General features: G+C 37.3%; 14 protein-coding genes and 1 other RNA gene. 2 read left to right on the top strand and 13 right to left on the bottom strand.

What is annotated here, in order from left to right; all coding sequences use genetic code 11:
* Positions 1–57: 57 nt before the first annotated feature.
* The 7 genes from purF to sohB form a co-directional block, all read right to left on the bottom strand.
* Positions 58–1572 (bottom strand): amidophosphoribosyltransferase, encoded by a 1515-nt coding sequence (gene purF / locus OW492_RS01980; protein WP_290038073.1) that lies wholly within the window; start codon positions 1570–1572, stop codon positions 58–60.
* A 91-nt stretch (positions 1573–1663) separates the two neighbouring features.
* Positions 1664–2167 (bottom strand): CvpA family protein, encoded by a 504-nt coding sequence (locus tag OW492_RS01975; protein WP_290038072.1) that lies wholly within the window; start codon positions 2165–2167, stop codon positions 1664–1666.
* Between the two features lie 72 nt (positions 2168–2239).
* Positions 2240–2845, bottom strand: coding sequence for an SPOR domain-containing protein (locus OW492_RS01970; protein WP_290038071.1), 606 nt, complete (start codon positions 2843–2845; stop codon positions 2240–2242).
* A 12-nt stretch (positions 2846–2857) separates the two neighbouring features.
* Entirely contained in the window at positions 2858–4141 is a 1284-nt protein-coding gene (gene folC, locus OW492_RS01965; RefSeq protein WP_290038070.1) for a bifunctional tetrahydrofolate synthase/dihydrofolate synthase, read from the bottom strand.
* Positions 4142–4154: 13 nt separating this feature from the next.
* Positions 4155–4940: a tRNA pseudouridine(38-40) synthase TruA gene (truA, locus tag OW492_RS01960; RefSeq protein ID WP_290038069.1), complete on the bottom strand. Its 786-nt coding sequence runs from the start codon at positions 4938–4940 to the stop codon at positions 4155–4157.
* A 167-nt stretch (positions 4941–5107) separates the two neighbouring features.
* Positions 5108–7768, bottom strand: a complete 2661-nt coding sequence (topA, locus tag OW492_RS01955; protein WP_290038068.1) for a type I DNA topoisomerase — start codon at positions 7766–7768, stop codon at positions 5108–5110.
* 185 nt (positions 7769–7953) lie between these two features.
* Positions 7954–9003: a protease SohB gene (sohB, locus tag OW492_RS01950; RefSeq protein WP_290038067.1), complete on the bottom strand. Its 1050-nt coding sequence runs from the start codon at positions 9001–9003 to the stop codon at positions 7954–7956.
* Between the two features lie 124 nt (positions 9004–9127).
* Here sohB and OW492_RS01945 point away from each other — a divergent pair, with 124 nt between their 5' ends.
* Complete coding sequence (locus OW492_RS01945) at positions 9128–9862, top strand: YciK family oxidoreductase (RefSeq protein WP_290038066.1); 735 nt, start codon at positions 9128–9130, stop codon at positions 9860–9862.
* A gap of 55 nt (positions 9863–9917) precedes the next feature.
* On the opposite strand, the gene OW492_RS01940 is transcribed toward OW492_RS01945, so the two are convergent.
* The 5 genes from OW492_RS01940 to OW492_RS01920 form a co-directional block, all read right to left on the bottom strand.
* Entirely contained in the window at positions 9918–10880 is a 963-nt protein-coding gene (locus tag OW492_RS01940; protein ID WP_290038065.1) for a lauroyl-Kdo(2)-lipid IV(A) myristoyltransferase, read from the bottom strand.
* A 41-nt stretch (positions 10881–10921) separates the two neighbouring features.
* Positions 10922–11017: signal recognition particle sRNA small type (ffs, locus tag OW492_RS01935), an RNA gene on the bottom strand.
* A gap of 410 nt (positions 11018–11427) precedes the next feature.
* Positions 11428–12777: a CDP-diacylglycerol--serine O-phosphatidyltransferase gene (pssA, locus tag OW492_RS01930; RefSeq protein WP_290038064.1), complete on the bottom strand. Its 1350-nt coding sequence runs from the start codon at positions 12775–12777 to the stop codon at positions 11428–11430.
* A 218-nt stretch (positions 12778–12995) separates the two neighbouring features.
* The gene (locus tag OW492_RS01925) at positions 12996–14186 is read right to left on the bottom strand and encodes an amino acid aminotransferase (protein ID WP_290038063.1); all 1191 of its coding nucleotides are present in this window, start codon (positions 14184–14186) and stop codon (positions 12996–12998) included.
* Between the two features lie 84 nt (positions 14187–14270).
* Complete coding sequence (locus OW492_RS01920; protein WP_290038062.1) at positions 14271–15812, bottom strand: fumarate hydratase; 1542 nt, start codon at positions 15810–15812, stop codon at positions 14271–14273.
* 105 nt (positions 15813–15917) lie between these two features.
* Here OW492_RS01920 and pabB point away from each other — a divergent pair, with 105 nt between their 5' ends.
* Complete coding sequence (pabB, locus tag OW492_RS01915; protein ID WP_290038061.1) at positions 15918–17339, top strand: aminodeoxychorismate synthase component I; 1422 nt, start codon at positions 15918–15920, stop codon at positions 17337–17339.
* 106 nt (positions 17340–17445) lie between these two features.
* Here pabB and cysB read toward each other — a convergent pair whose 3' ends face one another.
* The gene (cysB, locus tag OW492_RS01910) at positions 17446–18414 is read right to left on the bottom strand and encodes an HTH-type transcriptional regulator CysB (RefSeq protein ID WP_290038060.1); all 969 of its coding nucleotides are present in this window, start codon (positions 18412–18414) and stop codon (positions 17446–17448) included.
* Positions 18415–18618: the final 204 nt, after the last annotated feature.

Here is an 18618-nt window from a genome sequence, read left to right as displayed (position 1 = left end):
TTTATTCTGCGTAAAATTTAGATCACTTATTGACTACAACTGGTGTAACAATAAAGTTTAAGCTTCGTTGTACATCTCTAGATTAGCAATCTCTTCTTTTTGAGTTTGAATTTTTTTAGCGTCTTCACTTCGTAGACTTGCTAAGTAATCAAAGTACTCTTTATTGATATTAGGAGTGACGTATTGGCCATCAAATACTGAACACTCAAACGCTTTAATATTTGGATTTTGTTTACCCACTGCATCTTTTAAATCTTGAATATCTTGGAAGATTAATTTATCTGTTCCGATACAGTCGCTGATTTGTTCCGCATTGCGATTATGCGCAATTAACTCTTCAGGTGTTGGCATATCGATACCATATACATTAGGGTATCGAACTTCTGGCGCAGCAGAAGCTAAGTAAACTTTTTTAGCGCCCGCTTCACGAACCATTTCAATGATCTGTTCAGAAGTAGTACCACGAACAATTGAGTCATCTACCAATAATACATTTTTTCCTTTGAACTCAGCTGAAATAGGATTCAGTTTACGGCGAACAGATTTACGGCGTTGAGTTTGCCCTGGCATGATAAAGGTACGACCAATGTAACGGTTTTTAACAAAACCTTGGCGGTACGGTAAGCCAAGTTCCACTGAGATTTCTAAAGCAATATCGTTAGACGTTTCTGGAATAGGAATAACAGCATCAATTTCTACATCAGCCCATTCACGTTTGATCTTCGCGCCTAACTTACGCCCCATTTCTAAACGAGCTTCATAAACTGAAATACCGTTCAATGTTGAATCAGGACGAGCAAAGTAAACATACTCAAAGATACAAGGAGTTAATGTTGTTTTTTCAGCACATTGTTGAGTGAACAATTTACGGTTCTCAGTAATGTAAACGGCTTCACCTGGTTCAACATCACGTAAGAAACGGAAACCGATAGTATCAAGGCCAACACTTTCAGAGGCAACGATATATTCAATATCGCCTTCGTCAGTCTGACGAGAGCCCAATACTAATGGACGAATGCCATCTGGGTCACGGAAAGCGACTAAACCATGGTCAATAATCAATGCCGTTACCGCGTAAGCACCACTGATTTGTTTATGTACTTCAGAAATAGCTGCGAAGATATCATCCGGAGAAAGATGATCCGCTTTCGTTTTACCTAATTCTGCAGCAAATGTGTTTAATAACAATTCTGAGTCTGAAGTCGTGTTAATGTGGCGGCGAGACTTCACTAAAGCAGCACGTAAATCTTTCGCATTAGTCAGGTTACCGTTATGCGCTAAAGAGATGCCCCATGGTGAGTTTACGTAGAATGGTTGTGCTTCTGCAGCACTTGAACTACCTGCTGTTGGGTAACGAACATGACCGATTCCGCTATTCCCTTTTAAACGCTGCATATGTTTTGTTTCAAACACATCTTTTACTAAGCCATTAGCTTTGCGTTGTTTAAAGTTGCCGTTGTAAGTCGTTACAATACCAGCGGCATCTTGCCCGCGGTGTTGTAATACAGTCAATGCATCATAAATACTTTGATTGACAGGAGTTGAACCAACTATACCTACTATTCCACACATAAATTGAAGCCTTTCTATTTTTAAGAGAGTTCACAAAAAAGCACAAACGAATGTGCTTTTAATGTAGTGACTAATTTTTGCTAATCAACGCTTAAATCTTTGTTGATTGTATATTTTTTAGGAAGCTAGATGAGCTTTCTAAATGTTCAAAGAACCAGGTTATAACTATGCCAAAATGAGGCGGTAATTGCGCCTCTTTCCACCATAGCGTTTCATCAAATGATGTCATGTAATCAGTGATGAAGAGTAAAGCACTCACGATTAAGATACCGCGGATCGCACCAAAAATAACACCTAACAGTCTATCAGTACCAGATAATCCAGTGACTGCGACTAAGCGATTGATGATGTAATTGACAAGGCCACCTATCAGTAAGGTAGCAATAAAGAGAATAGCGATGGCAGCACTGTTACGAAGTTTCAAATCTTCGATACCAGTAAGGAATTGTGCCATTTCGGGATAAAAATTGCTGGCAATAAAAAAAGCAGCAAACCAAGTGGCCAGCGAGACAGCTTCTTTAGTGAAACCGCGAATTAAGCTAATTAAAGACGACAAACCAATAACACCAAGAATGGTGAAATCAAACCAATTCATACTTATCCCTAAATTAATGTAAATCTATAACGCGCGCATTCTATCAGAGAATGTTTTGAAACGCTTTAAAAACTAAGGTTCAATTGGATTAAAAGGAATAACTTTTCCGTTTAGATTGGTTAAGCTTTTTAATCGTGGCAACATATCGGTTAATTTTTGTTTAGAAACATTCGGCCCAACAAAAACACGTGTTAATTGACCATCCATGACTTCCCTAGGGATAGTATGCGCTTGAAAACCTGCTTTGTTTAATTTCTTTAATAAACTATTAATATTAGCTTTGTTTTGGAAGGCACCTAATTGAATTGTCCAAGCTGGATCATCAAACACCGGCGCCTTAACAGCTTTAGGTGGTGCAGGTGTTACTGTTTTTGGATTTGTTACTTTGTTATCTTCTACAACAACCGCAGATGCAACCTCTTCCACTTTCCATTCAGATGTGACCTCAGTTGGAGCATCTTCAGCTTCTTCATTTTCAATGACTAACTCTTCCTTCGAAGAAGGCGTTGAATCTGAAAAGGATTGAGAATGCTCTTTTAGTTCAGGCTTAATAGGCGTTGCAGCAAACTCTTGCTGATAGGTATTTTTTTTACCGTCAATCAATGAAGGCAAGAAGATCACAACTAATGCGACTAATATAGTAATGCCGACTAAACGATTTTTAAACTGAGATGCCACGTTATACCCTTGCTATTTGGTTAAAATATCGGAAACAGTATGGAATGAACCGAATACTATGACTATATCAGATGCACTGATATTCTGAACTACCTTATCGACCGCGCCCAGTACATTTTCATAACAGGTCACATTATGGTTATTGTACTCACTGCTTTGATAAGCCTCTAACAATAATGATGCTGGTGCCCCACGATAACAATGTAAATCTGCGAAATGATACTCACTAATTTCACTATTAATAGCGGACAATGTCGCAGTCATATCTTTATCAGATAACATACCGACAACGGCATGCACTTTACAACATGCTGGTTTTAATTGTTTTAAGCGCTTTATTTGTGTTGCTAGATATTGCGCCGATTGAGGGTTATGTGCAACATCAATATAAAAGTCACAACCATATCCTTCAATAGCTTGTAAGCGCCCTGCTAATGTTGCGTTTTCAACTGAAGCAATTAATTTCTCTGGTGCAATCGTAATATCTAACGCTTCAATCACTGCTAACGCGGTTGATGCATTTTGCATCGGCATCAAAGTTTGTTTAATTGGTAATAATGTTTTCTGGCCAGTCCAAGACCAATGTTGTTCATCTAGCATCTTAAATGCGAAGTCTTTTGTGGCTAACTTTAATTGTGCAGAGATTGATTGAGCATGATCGATTATCGATTGTGGTACATCTAACTCTCCACAAATAGCGGGTTTATTGGCTCTAAATACTCCGGCTTTTTCGAAACCTATTTTTTCTCTATCACAGCCTAACCAATCAATATGATCGATGCCTATGGTGGTGACGACACTTACATCTGATTCCACCATATTGGTAGCATCTAAACGTCCACCTAAACCGACTTCTAAGAGTATATAGTCACAATTTGCCTGTTGTAATAAATACAAACACGACAAGGTAGCATATTCAAAATAGCTCAGAGAAATGGTTTCACGGGCATTTTCAATGATAGCAAATGCATCACAATGTGCCTGGTCATCAAGTTCAAGCCCATTAATACGTAAGCGTTCATTATAACGATGGATGTGTGGAGAGCTATAAACTCCTACTTTAAAACCAGCATCTAATAATATTTTTTCTAAATAAGCACAGGTGGTGCCTTTGCCATTAGTACCTGCTACGGTGACAACTTTAGCATCGAAATGTATTAAGTTAAGACGTTTACCTACTTCAGTAATTCGCTTTAGGCCTAATTCAATCGCATTCGGGTGTAACTGTTCTAAATGTGCTAACCATTCATTAAGTGTATCGGCAGAAAATATGTTATTAGTTGTTGGTGTTATCATTGTATTTATCACATTAAATATCTAAGAATAAAGGGCCACATGCGGGTCTTGGTAATGCAAACTGCTCTGGGTAATCAACTTCTACTAAATATAAACCACCCGGCTTCGCAGTCGCAGCTGCCTTTGCACGATCTTTGTAACCCAGTAAAGTTTGTAACCAATCAACAGGTTGTTTCTGTTGGCCTATTTCAATCAAACTACCTGCGATATTTCGTACCATGTGGTGCAGGAAAGCATTTGCTTTAATATCAATAACAATAAAATCACTATGTCGAGACACATTTAAATATTCAATAGTTCTTATTGGACTATTAGCCTGACAATGTAATGCTCTAAATGAAGTAAAATCTTGTTCACCTACTAGGTATTGACCTGCTTGATGCATTATTGATGCATCTAAATCACAATGATAGTGGCTTAAACCTTTACTTAGAATACCCGGACGATAAACACCATTGTAGATAATGTAACGGTAACGCCTTGCAGTGGCACTGAACCTTGCATGAAAGCTATCATCAACTTCTTTAACCCAACGTACAGCAATATCATCGGGTAATTTAGCATTGACACCTAATGTCCATGCACCAACTTGACGCTCTGAATCAGTGTCAAAATGTACAACTTGCCCCGTTCCGTGAACACCCGCATCGGTTCTACCAGCACAATTAACTGTAACAGGATGATTAGCAATATTAGATAACGCTTTTTCTAGCTCTTCTTGAACAGAGTTTACTTCTTTTTGTCTTTGCCAACCGTAATAGTTAGCACCATCATATTCAATACCTAAAGCTATGCGCATTTCAGATCATCCTTTTAAAAAACGCTAGTATATACAAATGTTTAAAAATTTAAACAAACAACCTTATGTTGCAGATTAAGATCGGCATTGGTTGCTGAAAAAGTGATCAATAAATTTCACACACAAAAATGGCAGCGAAGGCTGCCATTATGGATTGATCTAATTTTCTACTTTTTCGCTTTGGTTTTTTTAGCGACTTTCTTTTTAGGAAGCTCTTCTACCCATTTATTATCAACAAACTTAGCCGTCCAACCCGTTGCTTTTTTGTCTATTTCCGTCATGACATATTGTTCTTTGTTCTTACGGCTATAACGGACAATGGCTAAATTACCATCTGGGTCTTGTTGAGGAGCATCAGCTAGGTAATAGAATTTTTCAGAGATTCTATCTCTAAACTGTGCTAATTCAGCTACTTTTGGAGCACGTGTCTCTCGCGAACGAGGGAAAGTGCTTGCTGCTAAGAAAATACCTGCCGCACCATCACGTAAAATAAAGTATGCATCACTTTGCTCACACTCTAATTCAGGCAAATGTACTGGATCTTCTTTTGGCGGAGCGACTTCACCACTACGTAATATCTTACGCGTGTTTTTACACTCTTCATTAGTACAGTCCATATACTTACCAAAGCGACCATCTTTTAGCTGCATATCAGACCCACACTTGTCACATTCAACAACTGGACCATCGTAGCCTTTAATCTTAAACTCACCAGATTCAACAATATGACCATCACAGATTGGATTGTTACCACAAACGTGTAACTTACGTTTTTCATCAATCAAGTAACTGTCCATCGCAGTGTCACATTTAGGACAACGATGTTTAGCCATTAATGCAGCTGTTTCTAAATCTTCAGAGCTTAAAATGTCTTCAACTTCTTCACCATCAACTAAGTTGATAGTGGTTTTACAACGCTCTTTTGGAGGTAATGCATAACCAGAACAACCTAAGAATACTCCCGTACTCGCGGTACGAATACCCATTGGACGCTCACAAGTCGGACAAGCTACATCATCAATAATGACAGGATCATTAAGACGCATACCGCCTTCTTCTTCGGGTAAGTCAGCTTTATCTAGTTGCGTTGTTAAATCTTTATAAAAACGATCTAGTTCGCTATGCCAGTTAGCTTTACCTTCAGCAATCGCATCAAGATTTTCTTCCATCGCAGCAGTAAAGTCATAACTCATGAGCTCACTAAAGTTTTCAGTTAGACGGTCAGTAACGATTTCACCCATTTTCACTGCAAAGAAACGACGTTTATCTACTTTCACATAACCACGATCTTGGATCGTTGAAATGATACTAGCGTAAGTAGATGGACGACCAATGCCCTGCTTTTCTAACTCTTTAACCAAGGCCGCTTCAGTAAATCTTGCAGGTGGCTTAGTAAAATGCTGTTGCGGATCTAATGCTACTAAACTAACTTCTTCACCTACCTTTAAGTCGGGTAGTTGCACTTCATCTGCTTTACTCTTGGTCACTGGTTGTGCTTTTGTCCAACCAGCAAAGCGTAAAGTACGGCCTTTAGCACGTAATTTATAATCACCTGCCGCAATCACTAAAGTAGATGAGTCATATAATGCAGGTAGCATCTGACATGCTAAAAATTGACGCCATATAAGTTCATACAAGCGTTTTGCATCTTTATCAGTAACATCAATTAACTCAGCACGTTGTAACACATCTGATGGACGTATCGCTTCATGGGCTTCTTGTGCACCGGCTTTACTACTATAAGATACAGGTGCTTCTGGTAAATAATTTTCGCCAAACTCTTTAGTAATAAAATCACGTGCAGAAGCCACAGCATCTTTGCTTAAGTTGGTAGAATCGGTACGCATATAAGTAATGTAACCCGCTTCGTATAAACGTTGCGCTAACATCATGGTCTTTTTGACACCAAATCCTAAACGCGTGCTCGCTGCCTGTTGCAGAGTAGAAGTGATAAAAGGCGCACTTGGTTTACTTTTTGTCGGTTTATCTTCGCGAGCATCTAGTAAGAAGGTTTCTTCTTTTAACGCATCAACCGCAACTTGTGTTTCTTGTTCGTTTACAGGCGCAAAGGTTTTGTCATTGTGCTTAAATACTTCTAAACGTAATTCAGTTTTATCTTGAGCAAGGGTTTGTGCATGTAAATCCCAATATTCAACCGGATTAAATGCTTTTATCAAACGCTCACGCTCTACCAGTAACTTTACTGCTACGGATTGCACTCGGCCTGCTGATAAACCTCTGGCCACCTTTTTCCATAACAAAGGAGACACCATGAAACCAACAAGACGATCTAAAAATCGACGTGTTTGTTGTGCATTAACGCCATCAACATTTAGTTCTGTTGGGTGTTTGAATGCTTCTTGAATAGCTGATTCTGTAATTTCATTAAATACAACGCGTTGATATTTATCATCATCGCCACCTAAAATTTCTTTCAGATGCCATGCAATCGCTTCACCCTCTCTATCCAAATCGGTCGCGAGATAAATAGTGGGCGCATCAACGGCTAACTTCTTTAATTCATCAACTACCTTTTCTTTACCAGGTAAGATTTCATAATTAGCAGCCCAATTATTTTTTGGGTCAATACCCATTCTTGTTACTAGTGCAGCTTGTGTACGTTTTGCTGTCTCTTTCGCTTTTTGAGCAGGGGTTAAACCAGCTAAAGATTTTTTCTTTTTTGCATCGATTGATTTTTTCGCACTACCACTTGTTGGTAGGTCACGAACATGTCCAACACTCGATTTAACAATAAAATCTTTACCTAAATATTTATTGATTGTTTTTGCTTTGGCAGGTGATTCCACGATAACCAGAGATTTGCTCATATTGCTTTGATACCTAATATATAGTCTGTGTTAGAAAGAATGTTAACTCGTCCATTGAGTTTCTCTTTTTTATATAATCCAAAGTTTTGACGAATAGCAACCTATTTTTTATATTTTTAAAATATAGGTAATAAAAAGCCGACTTGAATAATAGCCGGCTTTTTAACATATTTTTAATCAAAACGTTACTTAAACATTCTTGAAATATTAGTTTGCATAATTGTCATTAAACTTGTTTGTACAGAGGCTGCTACACTTTTGCCGATCTTTTCAGCAAGTTTTTTACTTTTTTGGTAACGCACTTGTACTATATGTTTATCTTCGAATTGATCAAGTAAGTAATCATCACTGGTTTGTACTTTATCAATTAATTGTAAATCAAAGGCTTGTGAGCCATACCAATGTTCACCTGTTGCCACTTTATCAATATCTAATTGCGGGCGGTGCTCACTGACAAAATGTTTGAATAATTGATGTGTTTCTTCCAGCTCTTGTTTGAATTTTTCACGTCCCAATTCATCGTTTTCACCAAACATAGTTAACGTACGTTTATATTGTCCTGCAGTTAATTGTTCGAATTCAACATCATGTTTTTTTAACACTTTATTGAAATTTGGAATTTGTGCGATAACACCAATTGAACCAATAATTGAAAATGGAGCAGCAATAATTTTGTCAGCAACACACGCCATCATGTAACCACCACTTGCAGCGACTTTATCAACAGAAATTGTTAGCGGGATATTTTTGTCTTTTAATCGTTGTAATTGTGATGCAGCTAGTCCGTAACCGTGTACCATACCACCGCCACTTTCTAAACGTACGAAGACTTCATCTTTCTCAGTGGCGACACTGATAATCGCAGTCACCTCTTCACGTAGAGAAGATACCTCTTTAGCATCAATACTACCTTTAAAATCAATTACGTAAAGTTGAGATTGAGACTCAACCTTAGTTGCTTCCTTAGCTTCTGCTTTATCTTTTTTAGTTTTTTCTTTTTTGCGTTTTTTATCTTCTTTATGTTTTGCTTTAAGTTGTACAGGGCTTAATAGCTGTTCTGAAATAGATTTTTTTGTCTCATTAATTTGTTCAGAAAGATCAGTTAATTCCAACTCACCTTTTTTAGCTTTTTGTTTGCTAGTCAAAGCTATCACAGCAATTAAAATTGCAACAATAGTGATCACAAACGTAACTGCTTTGGCTAAAAATAGCCCATACTGCATTAAATATTCCAAAATAATTCCTCGTTATAAAATAATTCGCTCATAATGACAAAAAATGTCGCAACCTACAAAAGAGTTTAAGCCTTTTTTTAAAAAAAACGATATGATCGATTTTTTTACAAACAGAGAAACGGTTATGGACTACAATGCCCCTACTAACTTATTAGATAATAAAACAATTCTTATTACAGGTGCCGGAGATGGTATTGGTAAGGCCTTAGCCATAAAATGTGCAGACTTAGGCGCTAATCTGGTGTTATTAGGTAGAACTTACAGTAAATTAGATTCTGTAGCTCAACAGATTGCACAATTAAATAAACAACCAGCTAAAACGATACAACTAGACCTTAATGATGCCACTGAAGAGCAATATGTTAATTTAGCGAATCAATTAACTAAGGACTACATTAATTTAGATGGTTTGGTTCATAACGCGAGCCAACTTGGCAAGCTTTGTAAATTTACTGAGATAGATAATCAGACTTGGCATGAAGTCATGCAAACCAACGTTAATGCAGCATTTCTCCTGACCAAATACTTACTACCGCTATTACAGGCAGCACCGAGTGCGAGCACTATTTTTACTACCTCAAGTGTTGGCCATAAAGGGCGAGCATTATGGGGGACTTACAGTGTATCGAAGTTTGCTACAGAAGGCATGATGCAGGTACTTGCAGATGAATATTCGGACACTGTAATGCGTTTTAATGCTGTTAATCCAGGTGGAACAAGAACATCTATGCGCGCTAGTGCGTATCCAGAGGAAGATGTAAAGCGTTTGAAGACACCGGAAGAGATTTTAGATACATATCTTTACCTATTAGGCGATGATAGCTCAGAAGTTACTGGACAACGTTTTAACGCACAGTAAAAATACTTATTCATTGGTGAATATTAATAATGTCATTCACCAATGAAAACAAACGTTAATAGATACTCTGCCCTTCTTCGGGTCTAGTTTTGAGTAACTTTAACGTCCACATATATTGCGCTTTATTTTCTGCAATAACACGCTCAATAGCTTGATTCATTAAATCTGTATCATGCTGTTCGCAGCCACTTGGAATGTTGTTTAATGGTGAGTGACAGATAACATCAATCTTACCTGTTTTTGCATTATATGAAGTATAAGTAGGAATAACCACGGCTTTTCCTAATTTAGCCAAACGCCCAATCACAGGCAATGTCGCTTTTTCTGTAGCAAAAAAGGGGGAAAACACACTGCTTTCGCGACCATGATCTTCATCTGGCAAATAATAGAAGTGTGCTTTATCTCTTAAGCTTTTGATGCAGGGCTTCAAGCCTTCACTTCGGTGATATAAAGTGCCCTTTTCGTGTAAACGGCTAAAACGTGTTCTGTAATTTGTAACAAACCAATCAAATATTGGATTTTTATAATCTTTAAACATACTTGATAAAGGGTAGCCTCTTGCAGATATCGCAGCAACGCCAGCGAAATCAAGGCCATAACAATGAGGTGCTAAAAAAATAATCGCATTTCCAGCTTGCTCTGCTTCTTTTACAAAGTGCTCACCGATGAAATTAATGCGCTTATGAAGAAAAGATTGACTACGAAATGCAATCTCACCCAGTGACAAAGCAATTTGCGCCATAGAGCGAAAGTTCTTCTGCATTAACGCACATTTATCTGACTCTGAATACTCGGGGAAACACAGGCCAATATTAGTAAAGGCGATTTTTTTACGCTTTTGTAAAAATTTTGCAGAATAAAGTTTATCTGCGCACCAAGAAGCAAAACGATCTCGAATACTAACAGGTATATAACTACAGATAAATAATAATGCGAGTAAGCTCCATGTTCCCCAATACTTTGGTAAAAAATGTTTTGCTTTAAGCGATGTATCAAACTGGGAATTGTATTGAGTCATAAATGTTGCTTTTTACAGGGTGTTGAGTGATTGGGTGGTAGACCTCCCAGCAAACTCTCGGCACTTGAATCACCTACTATGGCTGCTGCCTTCCGGCTCTGACCAGGTTAATAAGTTATCAATGCGAGAAACCAAGAGGCCTACCATTGTCACTGCATCAAGCCTTGACTTGATGCGAGCGATTATACGTAAGCCCCGATATAATTCAATAGATAATTAGTTATTTTATATCTAAGCGCTTAAATAGTCGACAGTTTTTACTTGGATGATTAAAAACCACACTATTTAAAAAATATGTACATTATTTTTGTTGTCAAATACGAAAATAGATTGATAAAGATAAAAAACAATCTATTTGAACAATAACCTAGATCTCTTGTGAAGCGAGGATAGACTGTTATGAGGAATTACAAACAAAATAATATAATGGAGTGTAATTAGATTGAAATATCCCGAATACTTAATCCAAGTATTCGGTGTATCTATCGATCACTGTAGCTCATCTTTTGAAAAATGATAAGCTGTCATGATTCGCTGAATAGCCAGGCTAAATAATACCTTTAATTATTCGATCTGCTTTAACACGTTTCAGTCGAGAAATAAGCTGTTTAACTTTGTCTGGATAAGTAGCCATATCATCAATATCTTGGTAACTCTCAATTAAACGAGTGTGAACCAGTATATTATCTAATTCCGTATGTATCTGTTCACTCAACTGTTTTTTAGGGTCATCAATCAGCAAACCATTTTCAAGGTCCAAACGCCACGCTCTAGGATTTAAATTATGCCCAGTTAATAAAGAAAAACGCTGGTCGGAGTAAATACCTTTTAGGTGAAAACTATTGGAGTCATGTTTCCACAAATGTATCTTGAGATTGCCTTGTAAAATAGACGTGTGATGTTTTTTAGCAAAGTTACGCAAATTAACTTCATATAAATATGGTAAAGCCGCAATGGTTTTAAATGGTTTATCTTCAGGAATATAAAAGTCGTTGGCCGTTTTGTCCCCTACTACAATAGTTATTTTGACTTTACGTTTTAGTAATGAAGAAATATCGCGAGACAATGCCGTCGGCAAATTAAAGTAAGGAGTGAACAGGATTAATTCCTGCTCGGTAGAATGGAAAATAGCGCGAATGACTTTATTTAATAAATTTTTCTTAGTGCCTATTCCAGTAAGCGGTCTAATAGCAACACAATCAGTTGTTTCAGGATCAAAATGATAACCTGATAACTTTAAATTCCTGCTTAAGTTTTTGTGTTCTTTTTTCAGTTCATTAAAGCGTGGAACATAGGGAGAATTTAGTTGAACCACTGCCTCACTATTTACGATCACCTGTTTCAAGTAATCCACCATAGTATCCGCTAGCGCTTTATCTTTAATCAGCCAGTAACGATCAAAACGATAACGCTCTTGTTGATGTAAATAGATGTTGTTAATACTTGCACCGCTATAAAAAACTAAATCATCGAAAATAAAGCCTTTTAAGTGCTGAACTCCAAACAATTCTTTACGTTTTACTGGCAAACCAACAATCTTAACACCCTGGCCATTTATCTCTGCCATTTTCTGATACCAAGTAGTATTGGTATCCCCTCCTTTTGCAGCACCGATCAAACCACGTTGAGCCCGATGAAAATCGATGCACACGGTAATATCTAAATTAGGATGGTTTTGTTTCGCTTGGTATAAAGCCGCTAAGACTTCTTCACCAGCTTGGTCAGCTTCAAGATATAAAGCAGCAATATAGATACGCTGAGTTGCGTTATTGATTTGTGCAAATAATTCAGTTTTAAATGCTTCTGTCGTTAGCAAACATTTAATATCACTTGCAGTAACAGGCAGTTTTTTCAATTTTGTTAAAAATGAAAGACTTTGATTAATTTTTTTACTCATAGCTCTCTATCATGTGTTACCAGTCTCAGTTCATATTGTTTTACGTTACACTATGGTCACAGTAAACCATTAATAAATACAATACAAAGTTAGATATAGACTCGGTTATATATCAATTAAATTAACCTTAAACAGTTTATTAAAGTTAATGTAATAAATATAATTAAACCTTAATGATTACTCATTAAGGTTTAAAAATTCAACTATTTAATTAGATATTAAATAACTTTAGCTAATGCATCACACAAAGGTTGCATGTTGTTTTTAGTCATACCAGCTACAGAAATACGTCCAGAGCCTACGATATAAACAGCATACTCTTCTTTTAAGCGATTTACTTGATCAACCGTTAAACCAGAGAATGAGAACATACCTAATTGACGACTAATAAAGCTAAAGTCACCTTCAACACCTTTCTCTTTCAATGTAGCTACAAACAGATCACGCATCTCTTGAATACGGTTACGCATATCAGCAACTTCTTGAACCCATTGCTCATATAAAACTGCATCATTAAGAATAGTTGTTACAATCGCAGCACCATGTGATGGTGGGTTAGAGTAGTTAGAACGAATACCCGCTTTAATTTGGCTAAATGCTGCATCAGCGATGTCGCTATCTTCAGCTACCAAAGTAATACCACCAACACGTTCATTGTATAAACCAAAGTTTTTAGAGAATGAATTGGCAATTAATAACTCTTTGTTGTATTCAGCAAATACTCGTAAACCTTGAGCATCTTCTTCAACACCATTACCAAAACCTTGATATGCGAAATCAAAGAATGGTATCGCACCTAATTCAGCAACTAGTTTCGCTAAAATTTCCCATTGTTCAGGAGTAGGATCAATACCCGTTGGGTTATGACAACAACCGTGGAATAAGACCATATCGCCGGTTTCAACAGATTGAAGTGAGGCAATCATCGCATCAAAATCAAGATCTTTAGTTTCAGCATTGTAGTAATCGTAAGTCACTACTTCAAGACCTGATGTTTTGAAAACATTACCGTGGTTAGCCCAAGTTGGATTGCTCACCCAAATTTTCTTGATACCTAATTTCTGCACAGCAAAGTCTGCACCTGTACGTAATGCACCAGTACCACCAGGTACTTGCGCTGTACGAGCACGTTTTGACGTAATGATTTCAGCATTTTTGCCGAATAATAATGTTTGAACAGCTTCACCGTAAGCAGCAATACCTTCAATGGTCAGGTAGCTTTTGGTAGTTTCTTCAGCAAGTAAACGTTTTTCAGCTTCTTTAACAGTCGCTAAAATAGGTGTTTGACCCATCTCATTTTTGTAAATACCAACACCTAGGTTGATTTTATCTTCACGACTATCTTTTTTGAATGCATCTGTTAAGCCTAAGATAGGATCTGCAGGTGCCATACTCACTTGTTCAAACATACTTATTCCTTTGTTGATATTGAAAAATAGTTAATTTGATTGCTTTTATACCATCCTTACTTCATCAAGCAATCAATTTAATAACTATTGTGACATTTTGCTGTCTATTTCAGCAATTTTAGCCTTCCAAATCGCAGGACCTTGCTCATGAACGTTATTTCCTTGACTATCAACAGCAACAGTTACAGGCATGTCTTCAACATCAAATTCGTAAATTGCTTCCATTCCTAAATCAGCAAATGCAACAACACGCGATTTTTTAATTGCTTTAGCAACAAGATATGCAGCACCACCGACGGCCATCAAATACACTGAATTATGTTTAGCAATCGAATCAACTGTTTTTTGGCCACGCTCAGACTTACCAATCATGCCTAATAAGCCAGTTTCCTCTAACATAAAATCAGTGAATTTATCCATACGTGTAGCAGTAGTTGGTCCAGCAGGCCCTACTACCTCATCACGTACAGCATCAACAGGTCCAACGTAGTAAATAAAGCGCCCTTTAAAGTCAACGCCTTCAGGTAAGCCTTTACCACTAGTGATTAATTCATTAATACGTTTATGTGCTGCATCACGGCCTGTTAAAATTTTCCCCGTTAACAATAAAGTATCACCGCTTTTCCAATCACTCATATCAGCTTTGGTTATATTGTTGACGTTAACACGTTTAACATTCTCACCGACTTCCCGTGTTATTTCTGGCCATTGGTCTAACGATGGCGGTGTCAGATAAGCTTCACCTGAGCCATCTAAAGTAAAGTGAGCATGACGTGTAGCTGCACAGTTTGGAATCATCACAACAGGTTTAGACGCAGCATGAGTTGGGCAACTTTTAATTTTAATGTCTAAGACAGTTGTTAAACCACCTAGCCCTTGTGCCCCGATACCTAAATTATTGACACGCTTGTAAATCTCTAAACGAAGTTTTTCATCAGTATTTAACGAGTCTGGGTCGGATTTTGCTTTTTCTTGTAATTCAAAAATATCTACAGGTTCCATTAGCGATTCTTTTGCCATTACTGCAGCTTTTTCTGTCGTTCCTCCAATACCTATTCCAAGCATACCCGGTGGACACCAACCTGCCCCCATTGTTGGTAATGTTTTTTCAATCCAATCTTCAATAGAGTCTGACGGATTTAACATGGCCATTTTAGATTTGTTTTCAGAGCCACCGCCTTTTGCAGCGACCATCACTTCAACTTTATTACCTTTAACCATTTCAACATGTACAACAGAAGGTGTATTGTCTTTAGTGTTCTTACGAGCCCCAGCTGGGTCAGCAACAATCGACGCACGTAAAGGATTTGTCTGGTCGTTGTAAGCTTGACGAACCCCTTCATCAACAAGCTCTTGAACCGTTAATTCTGTATCGAAAGTAACTTTCATACCAATTTTTACAAATACAGTTACGATGCCAGTATCCTGACAAATTGGGCGCTTCCCTTCTGCTGACATACGAGAATTAATAAGAATTTGTGCTATGGCATCTTTAGCAGCAGGATTCTGCTCTGCTTGATAAGCTTTATCCATCGCTTGGATAAAATCTAGTGGATGATAATAAGAAATGAATTGTAATGAATTTTTTACACTATTAATGAAATCAAGCTCTTTAATGACTGTCATCAGTCGCTCCCAGTAATTAGTAAACAGTTTATAAAAACAATGGTAATATTATTGGCCTCAACCGCCTAATTTTTTGTTAAAAAAATGTTGCCTAAATACGAAAAAATGACTTATATATCAGATAATACCGTAATAAAACCGCTATCTTTTCCCGTAAAGATAATCAATATCATTAAGTCCGAGCTATCCGCTGCACAATGGACTGTATTTTTAGAATCAAGCAGTGTTGATCATGTTGACAGCAACTGGTCTATTTTCACCAGTGATCCTATCGCGACATTAACAGAATCAACTGATGGGACATTATTCCATGACTGTTTATTAAATAGTTATAAGGACATGGGAAAAGACCCCTTAACTGCGCAAACAGCTATCCGACAAGCATTTTTCCATGCAGAAACTGATAATGACTTTCCTTTCCATGGTGGCGCAATTGCAGCATATAGTTATGAAATGGGTGAGTTATTTGAATCTTTACATAAAACATCAAAAAATACAGGTCTAGACATAGGGGCATTCCACTGTGGTTTTTATGACTGGGCAATTTTGCACAATGTACACGATGACCAATTTTATTTAATGCAGCATCGCAGTAAAAACCGAACTGAACAGCTTGATATATTATGGGAGACACGTTTTCAATGGTTAAGTAATTTACTTATTAAGCAGTCTACCACCGAATTTGATTTCAAATTAACAGAAGCGTGGCAAGCGAACACCTCTGAAGAGCAGTATCAAGCGGCATTCAATCAAGTTCAAGAATATATACTTAGTGGTGATTGTTACCAAGTCAATTTAGCACAACGTTTCCAGGCACCTTATGTAGGCAGTGAATATCAAGCGTACCAAGCATTATTGCAAGATAATAAACCGCCCTTTGCCGCTTTCTTTGTATTACCCGATCAAACCATTATTTCAGTTTCTCCTGAGCGTTTTTTATTATTAAAAAATCAAATTATCCAAACAAAACCGATTAAAGGTACTATGCCTAGAAGCTTGAGCCAAGCTGAAGATTTAGCCAACAAGCAAAAGCTAATCAACTCAGAAAAAGATCAAGCTGAAAACTTAATGATTGTGGATCTATTGCGTAACGATATAGGTCGTGTAAGTGAAGCTGGCAGCGTTGCTGTTCCTAAATTATTTGATATAGAAAGTTTCCCAGCAGTACATCACTTAGTCAGCACAGTAACAGGTAAATTAGCAGAGCAATATACTACGGAAGATTTACTCAGGGCCTGTTTCCCGGGAGGTTCTATCACTGGAGCTCCTAAAATCCGCTCCATGGAAGTGATATGTGAATTAGAAAAATTTCAACGTCAAATCTACTGTGGCAGTATCGCATATATTAATGGTAACGGGGATATGGACAGCAGTATTACGATTCGTACCTTAGTATGTCATCAGCAAAAAATTTATTGTTGGGCAGGCGGAGGCATTGTAGCGGATTCGAATGCTCAGAGTGAATACAAAGAGTGTTTTGATAAAGTCAGTAAAATATTACCTCTCTTGGCTTCATTGAATCAATAATTTACAAAAAGTAATAGCAAGCATTCAGACAATAAAAAACCAACTGTAAAAGTTGGTTTTTTGTTTAATGTCTTTTGTGACAGAATGTAATATTGTTGTTCTAACCTTACCTGGTCGGTAATTCTATATCTTCAAACAGTTTATTCACTTCCGCGGTGTATTTAAGTTGTATTGCTTTTTCCACCAAAGGACGAGTTAAATGTGGGGCAAAACGAACCATAAAATCATACATATAATCACGTAAGAAAGAGCCCTTTCTAAACCCAATACTGGTTAAACTAGACTTAAAGATATGACTGGCATCTAACACACAAAAATCATCATCTTCATTAATAGCCATTGTTGCAATAACACCCACACCTAAGCCAAGACGAACATAAGTTTTAATCACATCTGCATCGGTTGCAGTAAACACTACATTAGGTTTGTAACCAGCAGCGTTAAAAGCTTCATCTAATTCAGATCGACCAGTAAAACCAAAGATATAAGTTACAATTGGGTGTTCAGCAATATCATCGATTGACAGTTTTTCAATTTTCGCTAAAGGATGGTCTTTAGGCACAATTACCGAACGATTCCAGTGATAACACGGCAACATGATCAAGTCTTGATACAAATGTAAAGCTTCGGTAGCAATTGCAAAGTCTGTTTTCCCTTTTACAACGGATTCACTTATTTGCGTTGGCGTACCTTGGTGCATATGTAAAGACACTTTCGGGTAGCGTTTAATAAAACCATTAATCACTTCAGGTAAAGCGTAGCGAGCTTGCGTATGAGTCGTAGCAATATTTAACTTACCTTGATCTGGCATAGTGTATTGGTTGGCTACCGCTTTAATACTTTCAACTTTACCTAAAATCTCAGTTGAATAACGTATTATTTCCTGCCCTGCAGGCGTCACTTTAGTTAAGTGTTTACCGCTACGTTCAAAAATTTGAATCCCTAGTTCATCTTCCAGCATTCTAACCTGTTTACTGATACCAGGCTGAGAAGTAAAAAGGTTCTCAGCGGTGGCAGATACATTTAGGTTATGATTGAGTACTTCGACAATGTAACGTAATTGTTGCAATTTCATAATGTTATCAGCTTATGTTTAGGTTAATGCTTATTCCATTTTATTCTATCAGACTTCTAAAATTTACAAAGTCATACTTTTAACACATAGCACTATACCTGTATAAAAGTAATCAAAGTGTCTAAATCGCTCTTAAAATGATACAAAACAATAAATATTCAACTATTTTCTAAAAGGCGAGCAAATAAAAGCAATGCTAACACC

Origin of the sequence: Psychromonas sp. 14N.309.X.WAT.B.A12, assembly GCF_030397575.1 — a bacterium.
Taxonomy (GTDB): Bacteria; Pseudomonadota; Gammaproteobacteria; order Enterobacterales; family Psychromonadaceae; genus Psychromonas.
This window is presented reverse-complemented; position numbering and strand designations above follow the sequence as displayed.